This window comes from Megasphaera cerevisiae DSM 20462, assembly GCF_001045675.1.
In the GTDB taxonomy this organism is placed as follows: Bacteria; Bacillota; Negativicutes; order Veillonellales; family Megasphaeraceae; genus Megasphaera; species Megasphaera cerevisiae.
The window spans coordinates 1-681 of sequence record NZ_LEKT01000158.1 but is presented as its reverse complement, the minus strand read 5'-3'; the positions used below and the strand labels follow the sequence as shown (position 1 = coordinate 681).

The window sequence follows — 681 nt, the reverse complement described above, 5'->3', positions numbered from 1 at the left end:
TATTGTAAAGAAAGAGGTATCCGGTTGTCGGGGCCGGCCTTAGGACGGCCCAAGAAGGATGCTGTCAGAGACAGACGATTAGAATACAAAGACAATTGCGATCGCGTGGAAGTAGAACGAGCTTTCAGTTTAGCGAAACGTCGGTTTGGCCTTACTCAAATCAGAACCTATCTGAAAGAAACGACACAGAGTGTGATAGCGCTGTCTATTTTGGCACTGAACCTGGGAAAACTCCAGGCTATTCAGTGTGCGCCAATTTTATTTTATCTACAGGTACTGCTGTGGAAAGTAAAACGGGCCTTAAAATGGCTGCCGTGTCCCAATGTGGTTTTTGCGCAGTAGACATTAAATAATTGAATGAGTAAAAAACGAGGCCGATTGCTAAACCGGCCTCGTTTTTTTTTCAATTCCTGCCACCTATGCCCATCAAAGAAGGGTTTGTCAAGTTAAGTGTGTAAGTTTTTTTAGGTATCATAAAAGAAGATGCGTTACCAGTGATTGCTGGCTTTAAAATTTCTCGTATTTCAGGATACGAGCTTGCAGCTTATCATCCATAGCCAACTGGTTTCTGACCATCGCCCAGTTCTGGATATGATGCCCTTCCCACTTGGCATAGAGTTCCTTTACCCTGAGATAGAGAACCTTGAAGACAGATTCCTCGCTGGAGAACGAGCCCTTCTT

At 44.2% G+C, this 681-nt stretch carries 1 protein-coding gene; it reads left to right on the top strand.

Features of this window, described 5'->3' with window-relative positions:
- Nucleotides 1-342 (top strand): transposase (locus AB840_RS15525; protein WP_152669429.1); only part of this gene is annotated, 342 nt, incomplete at its 5' end.
- Nucleotides 343-681: the final 339 nt, after the last annotated feature.